Origin of the sequence: Marinobacter sp., assembly GCF_039977835.1 — a bacterium.
In the GTDB taxonomy this organism is placed as follows: Bacteria; Pseudomonadota; Gammaproteobacteria; order Pseudomonadales; family Oleiphilaceae; genus Marinobacter.
On record NZ_JBDWCL010000072.1, the window covers coordinates 206,312 to 225,314 of the forward strand.

At 58.1% G+C, this 19,003-nt stretch carries 18 protein-coding genes and 1 tRNA gene; 8 read left to right on the top strand and 11 right to left on the bottom strand.

Going from position 1 to position 19,003, the window contains the following annotated elements; genetic code table 11:
- Positions 1–8: 8 nt before the first annotated feature.
- The 4 genes from mdoH to ABJM11_RS21585 all read right to left on the bottom strand — a co-directional run bounded on the left by mdoH (position 9) and on the right by ABJM11_RS21585 (position 5,208).
- The gene (mdoH, locus tag ABJM11_RS21570) at positions 9–2,126 is read right to left on the bottom strand and encodes a glucans biosynthesis glucosyltransferase MdoH (protein WP_348295419.1); all 2,118 of its coding nucleotides are present in this window, start codon (positions 2,124–2,126) and stop codon (positions 9–11) included.
- Between the two features lies 1 nt (position 2,127).
- Positions 2,128–2,394 (bottom strand): hypothetical protein, encoded by a 267-nt coding sequence (locus tag ABJM11_RS21575; protein ID WP_348295420.1) that lies wholly within the window; start codon positions 2,392–2,394, stop codon positions 2,128–2,130.
- Entirely contained in the window at positions 2,391–3,941 is a 1,551-nt protein-coding gene (locus tag ABJM11_RS21580) for a glucan biosynthesis protein G (protein WP_348295421.1), read from the bottom strand. Before ABJM11_RS21580 ends, ABJM11_RS21575 begins: the two co-directional genes overlap by 4 nt.
- A gap of 91 nt (positions 3,942–4,032) precedes the next feature.
- Positions 4,033–5,208 carry a ShlB/FhaC/HecB family hemolysin secretion/activation protein gene (locus ABJM11_RS21585; RefSeq protein WP_348295422.1) on the bottom strand — a complete coding sequence of 392 codons (1,176 nt, stop codon included), beginning with the start codon at positions 5,206–5,208 and terminating at the stop codon, positions 4,033–4,035.
- A 367-nt stretch (positions 5,209–5,575) separates the two neighbouring features.
- Here ABJM11_RS21585 and galU point away from each other — a divergent pair, with 367 nt between their 5' ends.
- Positions 5,576–6,412 carry a UTP--glucose-1-phosphate uridylyltransferase GalU gene (galU, locus tag ABJM11_RS21590; RefSeq protein WP_348295423.1) on the top strand — a complete coding sequence of 279 codons (837 nt, stop codon included), beginning with the start codon at positions 5,576–5,578 and terminating at the stop codon, positions 6,410–6,412.
- Positions 6,413–6,424: 12 nt separating this feature from the next.
- On the opposite strand, the gene ABJM11_RS21595 is transcribed toward galU, so the two are convergent.
- Positions 6,425–6,841 (bottom strand): helix-turn-helix transcriptional regulator, encoded by a 417-nt coding sequence (locus tag ABJM11_RS21595; protein ID WP_348295424.1) that lies wholly within the window; start codon positions 6,839–6,841, stop codon positions 6,425–6,427.
- A gap of 131 nt (positions 6,842–6,972) precedes the next feature.
- On the opposite strand from ABJM11_RS21595, the gene ABJM11_RS21600 reads away from it, so the two are divergent.
- Positions 6,973–7,845, top strand: coding sequence for a RibD family protein (locus tag ABJM11_RS21600; RefSeq protein ID WP_348295425.1), 873 nt, complete (start codon positions 6,973–6,975; stop codon positions 7,843–7,845).
- Here ABJM11_RS21600 and ABJM11_RS21605 read toward each other — a convergent pair.
- The 4 genes from ABJM11_RS21605 to ABJM11_RS21620 are packed head-to-tail and all read right to left on the bottom strand — an operon-like array spanning position 7,820 to position 12,131.
- A complete protein-coding gene (locus ABJM11_RS21605) occupies positions 7,820–8,734 on the bottom strand; it encodes a lysylphosphatidylglycerol synthase transmembrane domain-containing protein (protein ID WP_348295426.1) in 915 nt (304 codons plus the stop codon). The genes ABJM11_RS21600 and ABJM11_RS21605 overlap by 26 nt on opposite strands.
- 16 nt (positions 8,735–8,750) lie before the next feature.
- Entirely contained in the window at positions 8,751–10,697 is a 1,947-nt protein-coding gene (locus tag ABJM11_RS21610) for a glycosyltransferase (protein ID WP_348295427.1), read from the bottom strand.
- A complete protein-coding gene (locus tag ABJM11_RS21615; RefSeq protein ID WP_348295428.1) occupies positions 10,684–11,082 on the bottom strand; it encodes a 6-carboxytetrahydropterin synthase in 399 nt (132 codons plus the stop codon). Before ABJM11_RS21615 ends, ABJM11_RS21610 begins: the two co-directional genes overlap by 14 nt.
- Positions 11,083–11,114: 32 nt before the next feature.
- Positions 11,115–12,131: a zinc-binding alcohol dehydrogenase gene (locus tag ABJM11_RS21620; RefSeq protein WP_348295429.1), complete on the bottom strand. Its 1,017-nt coding sequence runs from the start codon at positions 12,129–12,131 to the stop codon at positions 11,115–11,117.
- Positions 12,132–12,213: 82 nt separating this feature from the next.
- Between ABJM11_RS21620 and ABJM11_RS21625 the strand changes: the two genes are divergently transcribed.
- The 6 genes from ABJM11_RS21625 to ABJM11_RS21650 all read left to right on the top strand — a co-directional run bounded on the left by ABJM11_RS21625 (position 12,214) and on the right by ABJM11_RS21650 (position 17,100).
- Positions 12,214–12,936, top strand: a complete 723-nt coding sequence (locus ABJM11_RS21625) for a CDP-alcohol phosphatidyltransferase family protein (protein WP_348295430.1) — start codon at positions 12,214–12,216, stop codon at positions 12,934–12,936.
- Positions 12,933–13,535, top strand: a complete 603-nt coding sequence (locus tag ABJM11_RS21630) for a YceI family protein (RefSeq protein WP_348295431.1) — start codon at positions 12,933–12,935, stop codon at positions 13,533–13,535. Before ABJM11_RS21625 ends, ABJM11_RS21630 begins: the two co-directional genes overlap by 4 nt.
- A 151-nt stretch (positions 13,536–13,686) precedes the next feature.
- Complete coding sequence (locus ABJM11_RS21635) at positions 13,687–14,757, top strand: hypothetical protein (RefSeq protein WP_348295432.1); 1,071 nt, start codon at positions 13,687–13,689, stop codon at positions 14,755–14,757.
- Between the two features lie 29 nt (positions 14,758–14,786).
- A complete protein-coding gene (locus ABJM11_RS21640; protein WP_348295433.1) occupies positions 14,787–15,872 on the top strand; it encodes a hypothetical protein in 1,086 nt (361 codons plus the stop codon).
- A 139-nt stretch (positions 15,873–16,011) separates the two neighbouring features.
- Positions 16,012–16,968: a DMT family transporter gene (locus ABJM11_RS21645; protein ID WP_348295434.1), complete on the top strand. Its 957-nt coding sequence runs from the start codon at positions 16,012–16,014 to the stop codon at positions 16,966–16,968.
- A 55-nt stretch (positions 16,969–17,023) separates the two neighbouring features.
- Positions 17,024–17,100: transfer RNA gene (locus ABJM11_RS21650), tRNA-Val, on the top strand.
- A gap of 114 nt (positions 17,101–17,214) precedes the next feature.
- On the opposite strand, the gene ABJM11_RS21655 is transcribed toward ABJM11_RS21650, so the two are convergent.
- Together ABJM11_RS21655 and ABJM11_RS21660 are read right to left on the bottom strand one after the other, a co-directional pair.
- A complete protein-coding gene (locus ABJM11_RS21655) occupies positions 17,215–18,474 on the bottom strand; it encodes a TRAP transporter large permease (protein ID WP_348295435.1) in 1,260 nt (419 codons plus the stop codon).
- Positions 18,471–18,980 (bottom strand): TRAP transporter small permease, encoded by a 510-nt coding sequence (locus ABJM11_RS21660; protein WP_348295436.1) that lies wholly within the window; start codon positions 18,978–18,980, stop codon positions 18,471–18,473. Before ABJM11_RS21660 ends, ABJM11_RS21655 begins: the two co-directional genes overlap by 4 nt.
- Between the last annotated feature and the right edge of the window lie 23 nt (positions 18,981–19,003).

Here is a 19,003-nt window from a genome sequence, read left to right on the forward strand (position 1 = left end):
GTGCTCCGTTATGTGCTCCGTTTTCTGCCTTTTCTGCTTAACGTGGTAATACGCCGGCCCCAGAAGCTGTCGGGAGGGGCTTGCCAGGCAAGCCGGTGGAGATCCGCCACTGACTGCCTGTCGCGGAATAAATGGCTGAGTTCGCTGCGGGACAGAGAATCCGGCCCATTGCTACTACAACGCTCTACCAGGGGCTCCAGCAGTTCCGCCCTTCTGGCCAGGCGGATGTTTCGCGCCAGAGCCTGATGAAGCCGGTTGAGGCTTGGCCGGATCACCGCTTGTTCCACGGCGTTCAGCATGGACGTGTTACCCCTGTTGCGCCGGGCAGCACGGGCATCTTCCAGCACCCGCACCGGCTCTCGCTCTTCCGGTATTAAAAGCATTCCCCGTTCAAGCAGGGCCTGACCTGCGCCAACACGACTCAACCACACGGAGGTCGGCGCCGCCAGCACCAACGGAATGGCAACCGGCAATGACCACAGAAAGAACATGGGGTCCAGGCTCCAGGCGAAAGTAGACCAGGCTGCCGCGACCACCATTCCGGGAAACTGTGTCAGAAAGGCTTCCCGCCAGGATGTCTCCTGTGTGCGGTTCTGGCCGGCCCAGGTCAGTGACAGATTCAGCAGCGCGCCAAGAACATAACGGCTATGAGCCATCATTCGTAGCGGGGCGAGCAGTACGGACACCGCAATCTCGATCAACACGCTGAGAAAGAGCCGCCATACCCCACCAAATTGCCTGGAAGTGCCGTGAATGACTGCGTCCAGAATCGCCAGGAACTTTGGGATGAACAGCAGCGACAAGGTACTTATAGCCAGGCCCAGCGCCCATTCGGGTCTCCACTCCGGCCACAGCGGGAACAATCCCTGATGCCCCTCGGGGAAGTAATCAATTCTGGCAACGGTCATCTGCACCGCTTCCACGGTGGTAAGAATCAGGAATGCGAGCCACAGGGGCGAGGCCAGATAGGCCATGACACCGTTCAGCAACGCCATCCGGTGGGCCAGGCGAAGCCTGCGCCCGAACAGCAGAATCCAGAGGTGCTGGAGGTTGCCCCGCGACCAGCGATTGTCACGGGATAACTCATCCGACAACGTGGGCGGCGACTCCTCAAAACTGTTGCCCAGGGCGGGCTCCAGCCACACTTCGTAGCCCGCCCGGCCCATGTAGGCTGCCTCCACGAAGTCGTGGCTCATGATCGGGCCACGGAACAGGCCAAACCCGCGCAGTTTGCGCAGGCCGCAGTGGTCCATAAAGGGTTTGATGCGAATAATGGCATTGTGGCCCCAGAACGCGGCGTCGCCCATCTGAATGGCGGCCAGCCCGGTGGCAAACAAGGTGGAATACAGGCGGTTGGCGAACTGCTGCACCCTGGCAAACAGCGACTGGCCATTGATGATGGAAGGGGCTGTCTGCAGTATGCCCACATTCGGTTCATGCTCCATCAGTTGCACCATCCGTACTATGGTGTCTGCGCTGAGCAGGCTGTCCGCGTCCAGAACGACCATGTAGCGGTAACGGCGGCCCCAGCGGCGCAGAAAATCCGCAACATTGCCACTCTTGAAGTTAAGATTTACACGCCGCCGGCGATAGAACAGCCGACCTTCTGCCCCCAGTTCCTTACAGAGGCGATGCCAGGTGGCCTGCTCTTCGAGCCACACATTCGGGTCGCGGCTGTCCGAAAGAATATGGAACTCGAACTGGTCCAGGTGGCCGGAACGTTCCAGGTCCTGATACACCGCTTTGAGCCCGCTGAGGGTCCAGTGCACGGGCTCATGGTAGACAGGCATGATGATGGCCGTTTTTGCCAGCGGTGTGCTCTCCAGAGCCTCAGCCGGATGCCGTTTCAACAGGCTATGGCGATCTCCACCAAAAAGTCTCAATACAAATCCCAGGATCGCAGTCCAGAAGCCTACTGCAATCCACATGTATAGCAGGGCAAAGAGGACGAGCAGCCCCAGTTCCACGAGAGTGCCACCATGATAAGGCAGAACCCATAGCAGAAAGTAGCAAGCGATGAGGGTTTGCCCCACGACGAAGATGGTCATCAGCAGCCGCCTGACGGTCGCTACCCGGCGCCAGCTGCCGGCACGTCTCCGAGCGAGTATCTCTGTTGCATCAGCCATGTCATTCATAGCCGATGCACCCGCGTTTCAGCGGTGGGGCGGCATCCGGAATGATTTCTTGAGGTCGCTCAAAGTACTCGGGAATGCTGGTGATACAACGGGCGGGCAGATCCGGGCCGGCGCCGTCTGCGAGTGCCGATTCAACAAGGCGAAGGGCCTGCCTGCAGGCCTCTGCAGTCAACACAACGCCATCGTCGCCCAGATACGCCAGCACACGTTCCAACGCGTGCTGGCAAAGGACCTCCGGCATGCTCAGTGCCCCCGTCATGATTCACCCTGTCGATTCCTGGCGGCCTCGGACAGCGAATAGGTCCAGACTTCCGTCAGGGGCTTGTCGTCGAGGAGCAACTGACCGCGAAAAACCGGATCTGCACCTCTGCCGGGCCGCACCAGCATCGACAGCCGCCAGTGGTTGTCTGCTTCAATGAATTCCACGAAGTGCTCAATGACTTCAGCCCCTTCACTACTGCCCCCTTCAGTGACATTGCTGACCACAGGAGCATTGGGTTCAAGTTCACCCAGAGGCCCGCCAGCAAAGTCTACGATGATACGGTAGGCGTTCTCCACATTACCGCCACCGGGCCGATTACCATCCCCGACGAAGGTTTTCTTCACCCGCCCCAGATCCTGTCCTGAAATGTCACTTCCACCAAAACTGAGGGTATAGTCCAGTTTACGGTGTTCTCCCTCGCTCGCGCCTCCCTCAGGTTTCCAGAACGCAACAATGTTGTCATTGGTTTCCGAGTTGGTGGGGATCTCCACCAGTACCACTTCACCGCCGGACCATCCTGGCCGGGGAGATACCCATGCACTGGGCCGCAAATCATAGCGCGCCTCCGCATCCTCGAAATGGCGGTAAGCCGTGTCTCTCTGGATCAGCCCGAAGCCCCCCAGGCGATCAACCTGCAGGTAACTGAGCTTGAGGCGATCGGGGTTGACCAGCGGCCGCCACAACCACTCGCCCCTGCCGGCGTCATGAATCAGCAAGCCATCAGAGTCGTGAACCTGGGGGCGCCACTCGCCGGCTGGCTGGCCGGTATTCTCGCCGTAATAGAACATGGAGGTCAGAGGCGCGAGGCCCGGCTGCTCGACCCCTGTGCGGAAAAACAGTTCTGCACTGACATCAATCCGTGTGGTTTGCCCGGGTTGTATATCGAAACGATAGGCACCGGCAACACTGGGGCCATTCAGCAATCCGTAAACCCGTATACGGTCACTGCTACCGCCGGGGCGTTCGAGCCAGAACTCGATAAAGGACGGAAACTCCTCGCCGGAAGGAAGGCCTGTGTTCAGGGCAATACCTCTTGCCGACAGCCCGAAGCGGTTATCAGCCCCTACCCCCCGCAGGTAACTGGCTCCGGCGAAAACCAGAAACTGATTCTGCTCGGTGCTCTCGCCAAGGGGATACGTCAACTTGAAACCGGCGTGACCAAGATCGGCCGGGACCCTTTTGGCGAGGTCATCGGGGTAGCTGTAGGAGGTTTTGTCAAAGGGGATCGGCCGCACGCCGGTGGCATCAATCTCGTTGAGCTTTACCGTGTGGGTGTAAAAATTCCCCGGTGGAACCATCATTACCCGAAAAAGCGACAGGCCTTCTCTCCAGAGACTGGCCTCCGGATTAAACCGAATGGACTGATAATCCCGGTAACTCAGATCCTTGAGGAATCCGGGCGCCTCGGGTGGCGGTTCGTATTTTCCTTCTGCCAGGGCTCTGGCTTTCTCCACCACATCTCCGAACACAAACGCATGAGCCGGAGCTGCGTAAAGAAAACACGACACTATGAGCAGCGCTAGCAATCTTGTCCCTGAGTGCATGGGTCTCCGACCTCTGTTACGTCCCTTAGATGTACTAATGTAGCACCTGCGGTCGAAACTTACTCAAGTGACAACTTTGTAAGGCGGCGGATCAGATCCCCATGGACAGCGAGAACCGCACGTCCGGATGGTCAGGCATTGTCATTGCGGTGCTGGACGTGCGAATCATCCGGCCCACGCTGACATTGGCAGTGAATGCACGGCCCTGCATTTTCAGGGAGACCTGGCCGGCACTGGCCTTGCCGTAGCGGTTTGCCTGGATGCTTGAATAAGGAACCCAGCCCTGCAGCACAGCGAAGTTCACGCTCGACAGCACGCCGTCGACGAAGGGCATCGGCCAGGTCGGGCTGGCCGTATCGAGGCGTAGCCAGCCACCCCGGACAACAGAAACCGACTGGCCGTTGAAGCCAGTGAGCATGGAAGGGCCAGCGACCGTCAGGTACTCGGACGAGGGAAGGTCTTCATCGGCAAACTGGTAGCGTCCTTTTATCCGCCAGCTCCACTGGAAAAACTCGTGCTCCAACGAGGCAGACAGGGCCACCTTATAGAATTCCTCGTCTTCGGAATTGCCCTCTTTCATCGGGTAGTCGACCGCTTTGTATTCACGGCCGCTCAATGCCAGCACGCTGGTATTCGCGAATATGCCGCCCCAGAGTTGGTGACCACCATTGGCCTGCAGACCAAACGTTGAAAGCTCATAGCTGGATTCTGAAACCAGACTGTTCTGCTCGAACGATGCGCTGTCGCGGCCCCGATGACTTGCGAGACCGTCAAAGGCCATGCCGAGGCGGGAGAACAGCGGCCGCTGAAAACCCAGCCCCATCACCCGGGATTCACCACTGGCGTTGACCCGACGGCTGGCATTACTCACAGCACGGTCGTAGCGGGATCTGCCCGCCTCAACCTGAAAACGGTTTGCTCCCGCCGGAAAGCGGTAGCGGAAGGAGGCTGCGCTGGAGTCGGTATCGTTTTTGTAGGAACGGGCATCGCGATAGTCGAAGCCGATGGCGTCTTTTTTGCCGATCAGTCTGTCCGCCGCCACGCCCACTGAGCCATCAAGACCGTCGCTGTTCAGTGCCGTCTTGCCCGAGAACTTCAGGCGTGACCGCAACCAGTGCTCACGCTCCTCCTTGAATGCATCTGCGCTACCGGCAAGGTTTCCCGACGAGGGTTGCCAGCCGTTACGGAGCCAGGATCCGTTTTCTTCGGCACAAAGGGGCTGAGTGATTGTGCACCATATCAGTGCAATCAACAGGGGTAGTCTCAATGGATATATTCCCGCCAGATAGCGCCGGCCACAATGCGAGAGGAAAGCCGGTTATTCTAAAGAATTTTTCATGGGGGGAATGTATTGCATCGAAAGCGATAAATCCAGCGGCTGTTGCCAAACTTTACAAACGAAATGTGTCTACAATACAGTCATTTACAAAGCTATCTGAAAGTTTTTTCTATGCAAATCAACACGCAATACCAAAGGTGATGAAATTGCGTTTTTTACGAAATTCTACATTTCGGTACCGGGGCCTCCATTTAGACCAACAACTTGGTTACACTTGGCACACTTCGTGAGTCAGCCGTCAAGGATGACTGACTTACAACAGGCCGTGACCCACGCGAATATAAGGACGAACATTATGATCAAGAAGTGTCTCTTCCCTGTTGCCGGATATGGCACCCGTTTCCTTCCCGCCACCAAGGCCATGCCCAAGGAAATCTTGCCGATTGTGAACAAGCCCCTCGTGCAGTATGGGGTGGAAGAAGCCGCGGAAGCAGGCGTTCACGAATTTGGTTTCGTCACCGGGCGGGGCAAACGTGCAATCGAAGATCACTTTGATATCAGTTATGAGCTGGAGCACCAGATTGCCGGGTCGGGCAAAGAGGATTTGCTTACCTCGATCCGCGACCTGATTGACCACAATTCTTTCGCTTTTACCCGCCAGAATGAGATGAAAGGCCTCGGCCACGCCATTCTGACCGGCCGCAACCTGGTGGGCGACAACCCTTTTGCGGTTGTCCTCGCAGACGACTTCTGCGTGGCGGACAGCGATGGCGAAGGCGTGCTGGGCCAGATGGTCAGGCTCTACAATCAGTTCCGCTGCTCTATTGTCGCCATTGAGGAAGTGCCTGAAGACGAGACCCACAAGTACGGTGTTATTGCAGGCGAGTCCATGAAAGATGGCCTGTACCGTATTACAGACATGGTGGAAAAGCCCGCGCCAGAGGATGCGCCAAGCAACCTGGCGATTATCGGCCGTTATATCCTCACGCCTGATATTTTCTCAATCCTGGAGCGGACGCCGGCGGGCAAGAACGGTGAAGTGCAGATTACCGACGCCCTGCTGGAACAGGCAAAAAATGGTTGCGTGCTGGCTTACAAATTCAAGGGTCGCCGTTTTGACTGCGGCAGCATTGACGGATTTGTGGATGCCACCAACTACGTCTACGAAAATATCTACAAGAAAGGCAAGTAGGAGTGCAACGGGTTATTGACCCAGGAGCTGCAGAATCATGCGCCGGTTTTCGCCGGAGGTTTTCCGGAACCGGCGCAGCAGTTCCGCCTCTTCGTCCGACAGCTGAACGCGGTTGATTTCCTGCTCCAGTTCCTTGAGCGCCGCTGACAGGTCATCCCCCTGGCTGAAGGCCAGGCCTGGCAACTCCAGTTGCCCGGTGTCCCCGGTGCCGTCCAGATCCAGCAGGTCTTCAAGCGGTGTTTCCGTCTTGAGGCACAGGTCGAGCAACTCAGTTACACCCGGATAGCCCCGCTGCCTGGCATCCGCTGCCTCCCAGTTGGCAACCCTCACCTCGTCTACCCCACACATCTGGGCCACGTCCCCGCGGGACAGTTGCCCGGCTTCCCGAATCTGCCGCAAACGGCGGTTGAAGGTTTGCAGGTACCGCATAAGGATTATTCTCTGCCGGGTTTCTGGGGGCTTGATCACGCCAATTGTGAATCAAACCGGAAATGTAACGTACATATAGCTTTACACACAATCTGCCTATAATGAATCCACCAGCAACGGAATTACTCGGTATGGCGGCACAGATACTCGACACCAACACAGCCTGGTCATTAATACTGGAGGCAGTGAACCGCAGTAACGTGACGCTGTCGTTACCTGGCAGCGACATCCCGGCACTGAAACTCGGGGAGGGAGGCAACTGGCAATTGCTGCTTCCCGCTGATACAGACGCCAGAAGCCTGTTGTCGGTTTTCCTGCCATTGTGTTGTCCGCTACCAAGAGAGGCTCCTTCCCGGGTGGTCGGCCAGATGGGTCAGAGTCTGGATGGCCGCATCGCCACCGTCACCGGCGCCTCGAAATTCATAAACGGGGAGGATGGCCTTACCCACCTTCATCGTCTTCGAGCCGTGTCAGAGGCTGTCATTGTGGGCGCGGGCACCGCTGCCACTGACAATCCCCGGCTTACGGTTCGCAAGGTTCCGGGCGTAAACCCGGTAAGAGTGGTGATTGACCGTAACCGACGGGTACCCGATGACCACCACCTGTTCTGTGACGAGGCGTCTCCCACTCTCAGGCTGGTTGCTGGCGAATACCGGGCGGGAAACAGACTGGCGCCAAGACACGGCGTTACCGAAGTTCCCTGTCTTGGGGGCGATGAAACAACAGAACCCGCCCATATACTGGAAATTCTGGCAGACTTCGGCCTGCGCAAGATATTTGTTGAGGGTGGCGGACTGACGGTCTCGGAGTTCCTTAATGCGGAGCTTCTTGACCGGCTGCATGTCATCGTTGCCCCGATGATTATCGGGAGCGGGCGACCGGCCTTTTCGCTCCCTGAGATCAGCCACCTCGGCAATGCCCTGCGCCCAAGGGCCCAGATGGTCGACCTGGGCACTGACATGTTGTTTGACCTGGATTTCAGCAACCGGTCCGGCGGCCATTGAGGAAAAACAGCACACCAGGCAAGCTCGAAACCAGTACCGCCAGCCCATAGCCCACGCTTAGCGCCACCCCCTGCTCCGGGGGCAACCCGACCAATGGCCACAACAGCGCCGCGACTCCCTCTCGCACGCCCCACCCCGCAACGCTGACGGGAACAGCCATCGCCAACAGCAACAGACTGCAGAGCGCCATCACCGTCAGTGCCTCTGACGGACCGGCCCAGTGCCCCGCACCGGTAGCCAGCACTGCGAATACCCCCAGATACGTTGCCACCACCACGGCGGACGAAGACACCTGCACCAGAATTGCCGGCCAGCTCAGCAGGGATTTGCGGATATCACGGCGCAATGCATGGACATAACCCCTGCCCCGCGCCCAGAACCTGGCGGCAAGGCCCAGCATAATCATGACAACAGCAGCAACGGCGACTGCGAGCCCGCCGAGATCCGACAACATCCCGATGATGCGTCCCTGGTAAAAAGCCAGCCATGTCCCCAGCCCCAGAGCAACGGAGATCATCACCAACTGACCAGAGAGTCTTTCGATCATTACCGCATGAACCGCCCCCAGCCTTGACCCGGAATCAAGGCCGTGGCGCCAGGCGCGGTTAACGTCCCCGAGCACACCACCGGGTAATACCTGGTTCAGGAACGTTGCCAGATAGTATTCCCGCACCGCGCCGGCAAAGGACAGATTGATGGCTAGCCGCCCCGCGGTGTAGCGCCAGCGCCAGGCCGACACCAAAACCTGGAGCACCGATATCGCCATAGCTGCCAGCAACATTGGTACTGGAAAGTCGCCAAGCTCCGCCCCGATCGCGGAGATATCGAGAAATGTTGCCGTTGTCGCCAGTAACAACAGGGTTAAAACCCATCGCAGCCCGATAGACAAGCCGCCTCGGAACACGCTAGCGGGCATAGTCGTAGTCGGGCCAGGCAAAAAGGTCCTGATGGTCAACACGAATAGCCAGCTGCTGCGCCCGTGCCTGGGCCAGTCGTTTGTCAAACCAGTGACTGGCCCGCTCACGCTCACCTGGGCACTGCTCCTGCACGGCCTGTTGCCAGCCTTCCAGTAATGCCACCTGTAAGGTCGACTGCTCCGATGTCAGCTGCCAGGGGCTGGGTGCTACGGATACCCGATAACCGTAGCTTTGCATGCGCGTCAGAAGATACGTGGTTGCATCCGGGCCCAGGGCAGCACCGGCCCCCTTCTCGCTGTGTTGATGAGCATTGACCGATTCCAGAATCCAGTGGTCGTCGGCCTCCGCTGGCGACAACTCAAAACGACCGTCGTAAGTCAGTGCGATCAGCAGCCCGGCGTGACGTTCCGCCACAGCACTGGCAAGGGCCCTCAGCCATTCCGCAGACATCAGGTCGATCAGAGCCGAGGCGGTCACTAGCCGGGTATCATCAGGAATCTGGCTGGCCAGGGTCTGAGGCGTCAACTGGCAGGCCCGGGTTTCCAGCGGCACATCCAGTTGCGCCACCCGTGCGGCGGCCAGCGAAAGCAGGTGTTCGTCCTGGTCAAGCAGAACCCAGCGTTGAGGCACGGTCAATGCCGGCACCAGATACCGGGCATTCGAGCCCGTGCCCGCGCCCATATCCGCTACCAGCAATGGAGGGGCATGCTGACCACTCGCTGTATCCGGGGTGTTGTACTCCTGCTCCGTCCAGTCCAGCACGTCTGCCATCAAAGACCGGCTGCGGGCTTTATGGTCCGCTGGCTCCCGCAGCGTTAGCCAGGCACTGTCGAAGGTTGTCAGGTCGTCAGCCGGGAGCAGGCTTTCAAGGGCGTTACGGAATTCCCTGACAGCCACGCTCCAGCGGCGCAGGGATTCTGACTCGGTGTCGGCCTGTTGTGTCACGCGGAGCAGCTCCTGTGGGTCACTCAGCCATTGTTCAAGGCAGGCCTTCAGTCGCGCCGTATCGCCGGCCGGGTACTGGCGTATTCCAGGGCGATTACCGGTGTTAGCCAATGCTCCGCCGTCAGTGGTAATGATCGGCAGCCCTACCGCCAGTGCCTCATCAATGACCATGCCATAACCTTCGTAAACAGACGGCAACACAAACATATCCGCACGTTCATAGGCCTGGGCCAGGCCATCATTATCCAACTCTCCTGTCAGCGTGATTCGGGTCGCAAGCCCCTGGCTTTCCACAAGATCCCGTATCCGGCGACCGTAGGCTTCGTCCCTGGCCGTGGAGCCGGCCAGCGTGCAGTGCCAGTCCAGGTGTTTCAGGCCACTGAGGGCTTCAACGAGATGGTGTTGCGCCTTGCGGGGAGAGAGGTGCGCAACACACAGCACATTGAGGCCAGTGCCAGGCGCTTTCGAAGGCTTGCCGGTACGTGCCTGGTTGGTGATGGTGTCGGACCCCGGCTCCACTACGCGAATACGCTTTGCAGGCACGTTATAGTCGTGTAACCGTTCAGCCGTGTGCCGGCTGGTGGTGATCACCCCCTCAACAACAGCGAGCGCCCTGCGCTCGACCCTGAACAGCCAGTCCCGGGCCGGATCTGCCAAACCGGTTTCGTCCGCCAGCGGGTGATGCACCAGCGCCACCATACGCAAGCGCCCTGCATGGGCGGCGACAACGTCCGGCAGCGCGCCCATGGCGAGCCCGTCGAGAACGACGATGGAACCATCGGTCAGGCTCGCCAAAAGGCTTTCCATCGAGGCCTCCGCCAGGTTATCGGCAACCGGGAAAACACCGTTCAGCCCTTCGCGAGAGGCCTCCACGCCAATGTCGTTAAGCCCCTCGGCAATACGACGAACGTACCGGTACCCCCCGGTATTCTGGTCTGGATCGCCTGGGACCACGAAAAGCACGTGTTGCGGCAGATCAGAGCTTGCCATGATAACTGGCCCAGGCAATGTGGGACTCGCCAAGGGTGACCTTCATGCCACACAACCCCTTACCGGTTTCGCCCAACTGGCCCTTATGGATGGCCGCCGCCATACGGTCGAATACCGTCGCAGCCATGAACTCCGTGGTGGTATTACGACCCGCAAATTCCTCAATATCGTCCAGATTCTTCATATTGAACTCGGCAATCACTTGCGACAGAACGTCGGACGCCAGCCCGATATCGACAATCAGGTCATCGTCATCCAGTGCTTCCCTTTCGAAGGTTACGTCGACAACGTACGTCGCCCCGTGCAGGCCCTGTGCCGGGCCGAAGGTTTCTCCGGTGAAGCTGTGGGCGATCATCATGTGATCCCTGACAGTAAGACTGAACATAGGGTCTGGTTCCTTTGAGTAAATGGGTGAATTCAATGTTGGTTATACACAATACGATGGCAGAGGGTTTCCGACGCAGATGGAAATGCCTTGCCGGTGGGGGAATCGCCGGCCAGCGATGCCATGATCTCGGGTAATGCTTCGAAGGGGCCTTCACCGGTTATGAGGTTGTCGAGCGTGTCGTTTTCCAACAGACTCAGAGCCAGGGACATACGGTCACGATGCGTCCAGCGCGGCACCCGTGACGGGTCAAGATGGCCAACCTGGCTCGAACGGATTGTCAGGCGCCGTGAGTGAAAGGCATGGCCAAGGGGCATGGGGACCGTTTTCGCCCCATACCAGCTCATTTCGACAATACGCCCTTCCATACCCGCGAGTTGCAGCGCCGCCGCCAGGCCTTCCGGATGGCCGCTGGCATGAATAACCAGATCATGGTCGTCCTGCCCGGAATGAGTCTGGAAACAAAGACCCAGGGCTTCGGCAACGCCCTGACGGCCGGGATTGGTATCGATCGCCGTTACCCGGGTGCCTGGTATCCGGCTGGCCAGCCATGCCACCAGCAGGCCCACAACGCCAAGACCTACTACCGCAATTCGATCCCCGATCCGGGGCGCCGCATCCCATAATCCATTTAACGCGGTTTCCATATTTGCAGCCAACACGGCCCGGCCAGGCGGCAATCCGTCAGGCAAAGGTACAACCGCCGAGGCGGGCAGACGGTAGCGGGTCTGGTGGGGAAACAGACAGAATACCGTCCGGCCCGTCAGATCATCGGGGCCCGACGTTACCCGCCCAACGCTGGCATACCCATACTTGACCGGAAATGGAAAATCACCTTCCTGAAAGGGCGCACGCATTGAACCAAATTCGGACTCAGGGACCTGATTGGTGTATACCAACGCTTCGGTTCCACGGCTGATGCCGGAATACAGTGCCTGGACCTCCACCGCCGGGGCATCGGCAGTCGCAATAGAGGGAGGATAATGGTCAAAAGTCGCCGGGCGAATTTCCCCTTCCAGAGGGCCCGTTACCCAGAATGCGTTTGTCATATCGTCTGTTTCCTTACAGCGCACGTAAGCAACTATAGTTCATGAAGATATAGTGCATAGAAAGCACATACGCAGAGGTTTGATGATGGATTCCCGAACCCGGACATTTCACCTGCCCGTGGCAGCAGACCTTACCTGGGGAGCCGGGCTGACGGCCCTGCTGGTTGCAGCTGCCGGCGCCGGGTTGCAGATGCCGCCGGTGCTCTATGGTATAGCGGCCTTACTGTATGTGGCCATCGCCCTGCCAATATTCCGCTGCTGGCCCCCAGGCCGGGATTTTGGCTGGGCCAACCGGGCGACCCTGGTCCGCGCAGCCATGGTTGTGTTGCTGGCGAGCCTGGCGCCATTTATCGCCGGGCTGGGCAACTGGCTGTGGCTCTATGGAGTGCTGTGCCTGCTTGCACTGGTACTGGACGGCGTTGATGGGACCATCGCCAGGGCCACCCATTCCACTACCAGTTTTGGCGCCCGCTTCGACATGGAACTGGACGCATTGTTTATTCTGGGGCTCTGCGTTGCCGTGCTGGCACTGGAAAAGGCCGGTACCTGGGTTCTGGCTCTGGGATTAATGCGTTATGCCTTTGTAGCGGCCAGTCATTGGCTGGATTTCATGAGCCAGCCACTGCCCGACAGCTTTCGACGTAAAACCGTGTGTGTCTGGCAGGTGGTCACCCTGATGATCGCCATCCTGCCCGTCACTTCCGTCGTATTTGCCACCTGGACACTCGGCATCGCACTGGCGCTGCTGTGTTATTCGTTCTATACGGACCTGCGCTGGCTTTATCAAACTGGGAGACAGCCATGAAAACCTTTCTATCAACGACTGTATTTGCCGCCACTATGGCCCTGGCCAGTCCGGTCGCAATGGCAGAACCGGAAACCTATGTGATTGACGACGAGCATTTCTCCATGGCTTTCGAGGTCATGCATATCGGTTATGCACCGGTGATGGGTATGTTCCGGGACGTGGAAGGACAGTTCGAATACGACGAGGAAGCGAACCAACTCACCTCCGGCAAACTGACCTTCAAAAGCAAAAGCGTATTCACCAACCACGATAAACGGGACGAGCACCTGCGCAATGACGATTTTCTCGCCAGCGGGAAGTTCCCGGACATCATCTTTGAAGTCACGGGGTTCGAATCAACCGGAGAGAATACGGGCATTGTCACCGGCGACCTTACCCTCCTTGGCCAGACCCGGCCGGTAGAGGTAAACGTTACCCTCAACAAATCCGCCAAGTACCCTATCGGTCACGAGGATTACACCCTCGGCCTCACCGCAGACGCCACGATCAATCGCAGCGAATGGGGCATGACCTATGGCATCGAGAAGGATCTGGTAGGCGACGAGGTACGCCTGCGGTTTGGCCTGGAAGCAGTGCGGGATTCAGGCTGGCTCTGAACGATGTGACAGACATCACACCCTGAACACATTTTGTTACATAAGCGGGCCAAATTTTTGCCAGAAACAAATTTGGCCCGCTATGTTAGGAGTACAACAAGAAAGGTGACACTCTCGTCATTTAATAAATAACACCAACAAGGATCTGACGATGCCACTGCGGGCTCTGTTGACCCTGACACTCGTTATATCCGGCGCTATCGGACTGGGCTATCTGCTGGCAGCCGAAAACCCGGCTCGCTTCGCCTGGAGTGACGGCATCAAGCACGCGGAACCACGCCCTGATAGCCCCGCCTCTCACTCGCCTGACCTTTCCCGAAATCCATCGCCTCCCCCGAAGCCCGAGCCACCGGATGACGCACTTGGCTTCATGCTGGCCAGTGCGGCGCAGCAGTACACGCAGAATATCCGCTATCCCGAATACTCCATCCCGCTCTCGGAAGAACAGGCCAAAGCCTACAGAGGCAATCGATTCGAGCCGATTGAGTTGCCCCTGGAGGGTGACGGCATATTTACCGTGACGCTTGAAAAGTATCGTTTCGTGCAGGACGAAGACATCCTTGTGGTGGCCACAATCACCGGTTCATCGGTAGTGGCCGACAGCCTGGAAGTCACTCTGGAGTCCACAGAAGCCCGCCGGCAGCATGCCAGTTCCTCTCTAACCAGGAACCCAAGCGAGGACTACTACGAAGGCATCATTCAGGCCGATGCCGAACCGGGAGAATACCGCCTGATTGTCGAAGCCAGTATCGACGGAAAACCCGTGCGCCACGCCTCTACCCTGATGATCGAACCGGACCTGGGCGAGTTCGAAGGGGTGGGTAGCCCACGGGTGAGTAATAATGACCTGGTAATACCGGTTCAGTTTGATGCCAACGAACCCGGCTTCTATGCGCTGTCGGCCCAGCTTTATCACAACGGCCGTGCAGTCGCGCAGTTACAGGACGAGAAACGCCTGGACGGTACCACGGACACTCTGGAGCTGAAGGCCCACGGCTCGGTTCTCGCCAACCGCAAGATTACCGGCGAGCTGGAACTGCGCCACTTGCAGATCCGCCGCCTGCCCGCCAGACCGGGCGACCGCACCGATTATGGCTTTGGCCCTGAGGAAGGCTATTCGTTTTCGCCGCCGGACCTGGACGGGCTGACCGATAGCCCGGCAAGCGATCCCGAATCAGAGCAACGCGCCGCCCTGCTCCATAAGCTGGCGGACAAGTTCTGATACAACAATAAAATAGAAACGGAGCATTTATGAAAACAAGAAAGCGAAGTGCCTGTAAGACCGCCCTTGCGGTCGCCCTGGCCGGTGGACTGTTTGCCGGCACCGCCCACGCTCAGTTGGCGGGCCATAACGTAGTTCTGGTTCACGGCTTCCAGCAGGAAGACCTGGCCGACCCACCTGCCAATCTCGATGCCGTAAAAAGTGCCGGCGAGGACTACTGGCGGACCTTCTGGTTATCCCGTTCCGACGCCCGCATTGACTGGGGCAGCGATGGCCGGGTTGAGGGCAACATTGCCCAGCAGGCTTACCAGCAACTGCGGCAGATCAGTCAACAGGGGCTGTGCAATGATTACTGCATTGTGGTTTCCCACTCCACGGGTGACCTGGTAACCCGCTACCTGCTGGAAAACCAGGCTCGGTGGCTTCAGGCCGAAGGCCTCCAGCCCCTGAGGATCCTCGCCGCCATTGACTACTCCGGTGCCGGCGGCGGTACCGAACTGGCGGACCTGGCCATGAGCATCGCCTACAACGACAGCTGGTATAACTGGCCACTGAAACAGGCAGTCCGTGCTTTTACCGGCATAGAACCTGAACCCGGCAAGCTTGGCGTGGTGAACGACCTGCAGACCAACGCAGCGCGTAATCTGGCAGTGAGCCCCAACAATATTCCACGATTGCGGTTTGTGGCCGGAGGTTCGTCCTATGGTGGTATCACCAAACCGTTCATTGCCGGCACTGACGACGGCGTGGTCCCCACCCACTCCGCCTGCGGCGCGACCACCAGCAGTGGTATCGATTCCTGTAGTTCGAACCTGAGCCTGGCAGGCAAGGTGTCCAGCCAGAATGGACCGTCCGACCTGTACTACAACCACTTCCCGATCCTGATGAACGAGGGTGTATCCCACAGCGGCGTTCTGGGTTCGGAGACCGGCAATATTTCTGTGCCGGTGGTAAACAATACAACCCTGAACGGGCTTCAGGTGGATTTCGCCAGCCGTACCTATAACAAACGCGCCTGGTGGCAATGGTGGGGCTCCGGCGACCGCTACGTAGAGGTGCCAGGCTCTGACCAGACGGACATGTCCACATTGGTCTACAACACACTTAATAACTGATAAAAGCAACCACAGGGCTCACCCGCCCAAAGGAGTACCCGCCGGCTCACGGAAGAGCCATTTTCGCCCGTCCATGATAAACTCCGCCGCTGCCCCGCCGTTCCCCGGGCCCAGTCGATCCTCTGCAAGGCGGTTTTGAATGCCTCTATCGGACACCCATAAATCCGACCTGTTACTGGTTGTCGTCACCCTGATGGCCGCCATCAGTTGGATGTTTTCCAAGGAGGCGGTACTGCTGATGCCGCCATTGATGTTTATGGCCCTGCGATTCTTGCTGGCGGGCTCTGTACTGGCCGTTATTGCATGGCCGTCGCTGAGACGGCTGAGCCTTGACCAGGTCAAGCGCAGTGCCGGCGTGGGGCTGGTGTTTGGCGTTGCCATGAGTTGCTGGGTCATGGGCCTCTTTTATGCCTCCCACGTGGGAGAAAGCGCCTTTCTCACCAGCCTTGGCGTCGTTATTGTGCCGGTGATTGCCCGGGTGGTGTTTCGGGAGGAACAACCCCTGAGCACTTGGTTTGCCATACCGGTGGCTGTAGGCGGGCTGGCATTACTTTCGTTAAGAAACGGATTCCGGCCGGAAATCGGGCAACTGTTTTTCGTTGGTGCTGCTTTGATCTTTGCGCTGTATTTCACGCTTAACACCCGCGCCGCCAACCAGCGCACTGTCGTCAACCGCAGGGGCGAGACCGTGGAAAAACATCGGGTACCCGCCCTGCCCCTGACCAGCATTGCCCTGCTTACGGTGGGGGGCGTCACGCTCATCGAATCCACCATCCTGGAGCCCTGGGCGCCCACCCTTGGCAACTTCTCGGGCATGCTGGCCATGTGGATCATTGCGAGCGCCATAGTCGGTACCGCGGGCCGCTTTCTGCTCCAAACGTACGCACAGAGCCTGTCTGCGCACAGCCACGGCGTGGTAATACTGGTGCTGGAGCCGGTGTGGGTGGCCCTCTTTGCCGCGGGCTGGTTCAGCGAAACCATGTCTGCCACCCAGGTGGCCGGTTGCGGGCTGATCTTCCTGGCACTGCTGATCAATCGCTGGGGCGTAATCAGCAAGGCGGTAAAAGGCTGGGCAAGAAAGCAGAAAACCGCCTGAAAGAGGTTGACCATGCCCATCGGAATCAGTATATTTCCACCCCGTTGCAGGATGTAGGACCATAGCTCAGTTGGTTAGAGCGCTGCCTTGACATGGCAGAGGTCGGCAGTTCAAATCTGCCTGGTCCTACCAATTTTTATGCGTAACGTGTTACCTGCAGCCTTCCTATCAGTAGTTTTCTCTTCGATATTTCTCCAGAACTGTCTCAACACAGCTTCCTGTACAGCTCTCTGGTTGACCTGCTGCCTAACCTGAAACACCGAGAAAAATCGGGACGTAAACCACCATAAGCAACACCGCAATCAAGCCCAGCAGGTAAGGAATGATAGCGCGGGTGATGCGCTCCAGCGGCAGGCCGGTGACCGACGAGGCCACATAGAGGTTGATTGCCACCGGTGGCGTTATCATACCGATGGCCAGGCCAACCACTATGATCAGGCCAAAGTGGATCGGATCGATACCAAGCTGGATGACCAGCGGCAACAGTACCGGTGTCAGAATTATCAGCGCACTGGCGGTTTCGATAAACACGCCCGTGAGCAGGATGATCCCGACAATGAGCAGCATAATGATGTAAGGGCTGGTTGAAAGCGACAGAACGGATTCCGCAATGGCCCCCGGTATCTGCCAGCTTGATAGTGTCCAGCTCAGGACCGCAGATGTGGCGATAACGAACATGATGACTGCTGTTGTAATGGCAGAGCGGATCAATATCCGGTAGATGTCCGGAAGTTTGAGGTCACGATAGATAAACAATGAGACCAGCAATGCGTAATTGACGGCCACCACTGCCGCTTCGCTGGGTGTAAACACGCCAGAAAATATGCCGCCCAGAATGATGACCGGTGTCATCAGTCCCCAGCTCGCACTCTTGAGTGTGCCCCAGATGGTCGCGAGAGATAATGCTGTGCCGCGCGGGTAGTTGCGACGGTAACCCTGAGTGATCGCAATGGCCATAAGCCCTATACCCATAACAAGACCAGGGACGAAACCATTCAGAAACAGCTTCGAAACCGATTGTTGAGCAATGACAGCGTAAATAATCATCGGCACTGATGGAGGGATAACTACACCAATCGTGCCGCTGGCGGCAATCAAACTGGCTGCTGCAGCCGGGTCATACCCCTTCTTACGAAGCTCCGGGACCAGGCTGGAACCAACCGCTGCCGTGGTGGCAGCTCCTGAGCCAGAGATTGCAGCGAAAAACATACCCGCCAGTACGGCAACAATGGAAAGGCCACCCTTGAGAAAGCCAAACAGCGAGTCCGCAAAACTGACCAGCTTCTCACTCACCTTCCCCTGAGCCATAAGGTCGCCAGCCAGTATGAACATAGGGACCGCAACCAGGGCGAAGGAATTGATTCCCTGAAACATCTGCTGGGTCACCACCATCAGTGGCACACCTTCAAAATACAGCGCCACCATTGAGCTGGCCCCGATTGCTACCGCAATCGGCACGCCAATGAACATGAACGCAAAGAAGAGTGCGAAGAGCAGGCCAGTCACGTTGGCGGCTCACTTAGATCAGAGCCGGTGTCGGCGGACTCTGGTCCCCCGGCCACGAGTTCCACCAGATCAACAAATGAGTACCAGCCCATCAGTGCCGCAGTAGCAGGGATAACCGAGTAAACGTATGTCATGGACCAGCCCAGAGACGCTGAAGTCTGGTAACTCTGCACCTGTGTGTAGCGATAGCCAACGAACACAAGCGCAATCATGAAGCCCAACGCAATGGCCACAGCGAGAATCCGTGTGAGCTGCCGTAGCCGGCCTGGGAGGGCATTCACCAGAAAGGTAACCGCGATATGCCGACCACGCTGAAAAGCGAGGGTAGCCCCCAAAAAGGTGATCCACACCAGTAGGAACCGTGCCACCTCCTCCGTCCAGCCAACAGCCGTAAAGAAAACCCTGGAGATAATCTGCAGTGTGATCACGGCGATCAATGCCACCATCGCCCCAAACACGACGGGCTGCATGACGGCATCGATTGCACGTTCAACTTTCTTCAGCATTCCCAACATAACTTCGTCGGGCC

Excerpts from the sequence above, each read along its gene's own strand:
- mdoH (WP_348295419.1), bottom strand. The coding sequence starts at position 2,126 with ATGGCTGATGCAACAGAGATACTCGCTCGGAGACGTGCCGGCAGCTGG.
- ABJM11_RS21575 (WP_348295420.1), bottom strand. The coding sequence starts at position 2,394 with ATGACGGGGGCACTGAGCATGCCGGAGGTCCTTTGCCAGCACGCGTTG.
- ABJM11_RS21580 (WP_348295421.1), bottom strand. The coding sequence starts at position 3,941 with ATGCACTCAGGGACAAGATTGCTAGCGCTGCTCATAGTGTCGTGTTTT.
- galU (WP_348295423.1), top strand. The coding sequence starts at position 5,576 with ATGATCAAGAAGTGTCTCTTCCCTGTTGCCGGATATGGCACCCGTTTC.
- ABJM11_RS21595 (WP_348295424.1), bottom strand. The coding sequence starts at position 6,841 with ATGCGGTACCTGCAAACCTTCAACCGCCGTTTGCGGCAGATTCGGGAA.
- ABJM11_RS21600 (WP_348295425.1), top strand. The coding sequence starts at position 6,973 with ATGGCGGCACAGATACTCGACACCAACACAGCCTGGTCATTAATACTG.
- ABJM11_RS21610 (WP_348295427.1), bottom strand. The coding sequence starts at position 10,697 with ATGGCAAGCTCTGATCTGCCGCAACACGTGCTTTTCGTGGTCCCAGGC.
- ABJM11_RS21615 (WP_348295428.1), bottom strand. The coding sequence starts at position 11,082 with ATGTTCAGTCTTACTGTCAGGGATCACATGATGATCGCCCACAGCTTC.
- ABJM11_RS21620 (WP_348295429.1), bottom strand. The coding sequence starts at position 12,131 with ATGACAAACGCATTCTGGGTAACGGGCCCTCTGGAAGGGGAAATTCGC.
- ABJM11_RS21625 (WP_348295430.1), top strand. The coding sequence starts at position 12,214 with ATGATGGATTCCCGAACCCGGACATTTCACCTGCCCGTGGCAGCAGAC.
- ABJM11_RS21630 (WP_348295431.1), top strand. The coding sequence starts at position 12,933 with ATGAAAACCTTTCTATCAACGACTGTATTTGCCGCCACTATGGCCCTG.
- ABJM11_RS21635 (WP_348295432.1), top strand. The coding sequence starts at position 13,687 with ATGCCACTGCGGGCTCTGTTGACCCTGACACTCGTTATATCCGGCGCT.
- ABJM11_RS21640 (WP_348295433.1), top strand. The coding sequence starts at position 14,787 with ATGAAAACAAGAAAGCGAAGTGCCTGTAAGACCGCCCTTGCGGTCGCC.
- ABJM11_RS21645 (WP_348295434.1), top strand. The coding sequence starts at position 16,012 with ATGCCTCTATCGGACACCCATAAATCCGACCTGTTACTGGTTGTCGTC.
- ABJM11_RS21660 (WP_348295436.1), bottom strand. The coding sequence starts at position 18,980 with ATGCTGAAGAAAGTTGAACGTGCAATCGATGCCGTCATGCAGCCCGTC.